General features: G+C 66.2%; 4 protein-coding genes and 1 pseudogene. 2 read left to right on the forward strand and 3 right to left on the reverse strand.

The window, feature by feature from the left end:
• Positions 1 to 380 (reverse strand): annotated as a pseudogene (locus A5652_RS20205) (haloacid dehalogenase type II); the annotation flags it as partial.
• Positions 381 to 463: 83 nt separating this feature from the next.
• Entirely contained in the window at positions 464 to 1,069 is a 606-nt protein-coding gene (locus A5652_RS20210) for a PadR family transcriptional regulator (protein WP_067355630.1), read from the reverse strand.
• A gap of 119 nt (positions 1,070 to 1,188) precedes the next feature.
• On the opposite strand from A5652_RS20210, the gene A5652_RS20215 reads away from it, so the two are divergent.
• Complete coding sequence (locus A5652_RS20215; protein WP_067355633.1) at positions 1,189 to 1,611, forward strand: nuclear transport factor 2 family protein; 423 nt, start codon at positions 1,189 to 1,191, stop codon at positions 1,609 to 1,611.
• Between the two features lie 11 nt (positions 1,612 to 1,622).
• A complete protein-coding gene (locus A5652_RS20220) occupies positions 1,623 to 2,660 on the forward strand; it encodes an LLM class F420-dependent oxidoreductase (RefSeq protein WP_067355636.1) in 1,038 nt (345 codons plus the stop codon).
• 17 nt (positions 2,661 to 2,677) lie between these two features.
• Here A5652_RS20220 and A5652_RS20225 read toward each other — a convergent pair whose 3' ends face one another.
• Positions 2,678 to 3,904 (reverse strand): MFS transporter, encoded by a 1,227-nt coding sequence (locus A5652_RS20225; protein ID WP_067355640.1) that lies wholly within the window; start codon positions 3,902 to 3,904, stop codon positions 2,678 to 2,680.
• Positions 3,905 to 4,155 lie beyond the last annotated feature (251 nt).

Raw genomic sequence — 4,155 nt, forward strand, 5'->3', positions numbered from 1 at the left:
TTCATTGCGGTGATGCCGTCGACGCTGTCCGGCCAGGGCGGCAGCCAACGCCACGCCCGCGCTAGTGCCGCCACCTCGTCGCCGGGCAGCACTTCGACGGCGATGCCGAACTTCTCGAACGACGCAAGCAGGTTTTCTTTGTGCAGAACGTCCAGCGACACGAATTCGCGACGGCCCGAAAGAACTTCGGACATCGCTGGCAGGTACCTGCTACGCCATTCCAGCGCGAACTCCCCGGGATCGACGGTGAGGTGGTGGCGCTGCGCGAAATCGCGGACCGAGGCGGCAATCCCGGAACGCCAGTCGACGACCGTTCCAAAGGTATCGAACAAAACGGCACGTATTGCCCGGTCGGTCGAGGGCGCTCGGTATTCGGTCATTCCTCAGGCTAACGTCGCGCTCCGCGGCGCATGCGCAGCAGATTCTTCCTCGCGGCCCGCGAACGCTGAATCGGTTCCCCGACTCACCTGCGGGCAGCGGGCCGGCGCCGTGAACGCCCGGTGCCCGCAGCGCCGGCCGACGCGCGACGTTCCACGATGCTCAGCGCGCGTTCGGCCCATCGAATGTTCTCCTCCTCGAAGGAGATTCCGCGCATCAACGTCAGGTAGGGGCCAACTCGTTCGGACTCGACCAGGTACTCGTCCTCGCTGCGCCCGTCCAGCATCCGCGCCCGCAGCCGTTCGTAGCGTTGCACTTTGGCGACCGACCATTCCAGCCGTTCGCGAATGAATCCGCGAACGGCCTCGAGATTTCCGGCGTCGGAGGCCTGGACCTTGACCAGCAATTCATCGCGGATGACCGACGGCTTCGGCGCCTTGGCCGTGAACTGCCGGATCGCGTCGCGGCCGGCCTCGGTCAGCGAGAACATGCGCTTGTTGGGCCGGCGTTCTTGCTGCACGATCCGGGCCTGGATGAGGGCTTGCTCAGCCAGCCGGTCGAGTTCGCGATACAACTGCTGCGGGGTAGCCGGCCAGAAGTTGGCGACCGAGGCGTCGAAGTCTTTGGCGAGGTCGTATCCGGACGATTCTCCCTCGAGGAGGGCGGCCAACACCGCGTCACGCAGCGACATCGGTCGATGCTACAACGCGCGATTATTCAACAAAGTGATCAATCGCACCCTGGACATCCGGCCGCGGGCGTCCTAGCGTCGGACCCACCTACTCAACTAGTTGACTATGCGAGGTCGCGATGCACCCGTTCCGTAAGGCCGTCGAAGAGCGCGATGAGAACGGCATCCAGGCGATGCTGGCCGATGGCGTGGTGTTCACCAGCCCGGTGGCGTTCAAGCCCTATGTCGGCAAGCCGATCACCGCCGCGATCCTGCGAGGTGTGTTGCGAATCTTCGAAGACTTCCGCTACATCCGCGAGATCCACGACCCCGGCGGTCGCGATCACGCCTTTGTGTTCGAGACCGGGATAGCCGGTGCGCCGGGGGTGAAGATCACCGGCTGCGACTTCCTGCACTTCGACGACGACGGTCTCATCGATGACTTCATGGTGATGGTGCGGCCTCTGTCGGGCGCGACGGCACTGTCCGAGGCGATGGGCGCGCAGTTCGAGCGGATCCAACAGGAGGCGCTCGAATTGGCCAATCGATCCGGTACCGCGTAGAAGTAATGACCATGCGGATTGGACTGAGCGTCAACTATGCGGGCGGTTTCAAGGGCGTGGCCGCCGAAGTCGCCGACCTGGAAAGCGCCGGATTAGACATTGTCTTTGTCCCCGAGGCGTATTCGTTCGACGCGGTGAGCGCGCTGGGCTACCTGGCCGCGAGCACCGAACGGGTGGGGCTGGCATCGGGCATTCTGCAGCTCTACACCCGCACGCCCACCCTGACCGCGATGACCGCGGCCGGCCTGGACTACGTTTCCGACGGCCGGTTCACCCTCGGCCTGGGCGCCTCCGGCCCACAGGTCATCGAGGGCTTTCACGGTGTTCCCTACGATGCCCCGATCGGGCGGACCCGCGAGGTCATCGACATCTGCCGCCAGGTGTGGCGGCGCGAAACCGTGCAACACCAGGGCAAGCACTACACGATTCCGCTGCCCGCCGACCAGGGAACCGGACTCGGCAAGCCGCTCAAGCTGATCAATCAGCCTGTCCGCGAGCGCATTCCGATACTGGTGGCCGCGCTGGGGCCCAAGAACGTCGAACTGGCCGCCGAGATCGCCGAAGGCTGGCAACCCATCTTCTATCTGCCCGAGAAGGCGCACGAGGTGTGGGGCGATGCCCTGGCCGCAGGCCGGGCCAAGCGCGATCCCGACCTGGGTGAGCTCGACATCTACGCCGGACCCGTCCTGGCCATCGGCGAAAACGTCGAGCCGCTAAGGGAATTCGTCAAGCCCCACCTGGCGCTCTACATCGGCGGAATGGGCGCCAAGGGTAAGAACTTCTACCACGCCCTGGCCACCAAATACGGCTACGGTCCCCAAGCCGACCGGATTCAAGAGCTCTACCTGGCCGGTGACAAAGACGGCGCCGCCAAGGTCGTGCCCGATGATCTGGTGCGAGACGTCAACCTGATCGGCACCCGCGAGTTCGTCAAGGAACGTTTGGCGGCGTTCCGTGAGGCAGGGGTGACCACCCTCAACGTGGCACCCATCGCATCCACGACGGGTGAGCGGGTCAAGCTGATCGAGACGCTGCGCGAACTCGTTTGATCTCCGGCGGTACCAATTCAGTATTGCCGGTGACTATCCCGTCGTAGCCGCACCGCTCTGGTGACCGCCGCCGCCGAGGCGAGCACCGCCATCACGGAAAGAATCAGCACCGACGCCGCGGACCCGACGGTGGCCAGGACCAGCGGAAGCGCGAAGCCGACGTAGGTGACGACATAGAACGCTCCGGTCAGCGCGCCGCGCAGGTGCGGCGGGGCGGCGGCCTCCAGGTCGATCAATCCCTCGCGCAGGCACAGGCCCGAGGCGCAGCCGAGGACAAGCAAGAGCGGGAACCCCAATGCCGGGCTCAGCGCTGGCGGCGCCATCGCGGCCAGCGCGTAGCCGAGCGCGGCCAGCACCGCACCGGCGGTACCGGCTTGCGGCCCCCACCTCAGCACGCGGGCAAGTACCTGAACGACACCGCTGACACCGTTGACGATCAGGGTGGCCGTGCCCGCCGCAATCGGAGCCGCGAGCGCGGTGTGGAGCCGGGCGGGGATGGTGACGAATCCCAATGTCGCCGAGGCGTATACCCACGGCGCAAGCGGCATGGCCCAGCTCAAGGCGCGGCTGAATCCCGGCGCCACCGCTGCCGACGGTGCGGCCTTTCCCGAGTCGTAGTCGGTAGCCTGCCCGGACACTTCGGTGCGTCGGGCCGCGCCGACGACGGCGAACGTCGCGAGCACGACGATGGCGGCGGCGACACCGAAGGAGACCCGGATGCCGGATCGTCCGGCCCACACGATGAACCCCCCGGCGAATGGTCCGAGAGCGAAACCGGCCGTCAGCACCGCTCCGGCGGTCGCGGCACCAGCTGGGCCCCTCAGATCTGATGCCCACGCGGTGCACGAGCTGATGGCAAGGCCCACACCGATCCCGACGATGAGCCGACCCAGTAGCAGAGCACCGGTGTGCTGGGACAGCAGCATCACCGCCGTCCCCGCCAGCGCGGCCGCCGAACCCGACAGCGCGACTGACCGGCGTCCGAGCGCGTCCGACACGCGTCCACCGACGAGCAATCCGGGCAGCAGCCCGACCGCGTAGATGCCGAAGATCCCGTCGAGCGTGGCCGTGCTGAGGTGCTCGATGTCACTGATCACCGGCATCAACCCGACGAAGTGATTGGCGACCCATCCGGTGGCCAGCAGCAGCGCCAACACGCTGACAAACAGCGCACGGGTCCATGCGGCCCCGCACCTCGCCCGGTTGGTGCCATCGTGGCCCGTGCGCACATTCGACGAGGTCACGAAGCTGCTCCCCTCCCCGAGGCCAAGGTGTGTGTGCGGCCGGCCGTCGATGATAGAACGCGATGCCACCTGGGCAGTTATTCCCGCTGTGGGCGATCGCGCCGCCGCGCGGGCGCGCCATGCCCCGGTTCTGCGCCCGCCTGCAAACATGGCGATCACCGGTTCGGAGCGTGCTGCGGGGTTTGAAATCAGGCGATTTGGTGTACTGATACCACTACTCGCACCCAGGAAGGCAAATGATGAAGTACATT

Origin of the sequence: Mycobacterium sp. 1165178.9, from assembly GCF_001673555.1 — a bacterium.
Taxonomy (GTDB): domain Bacteria; phylum Actinomycetota; class Actinomycetes; order Mycobacteriales; family Mycobacteriaceae; genus Mycobacterium.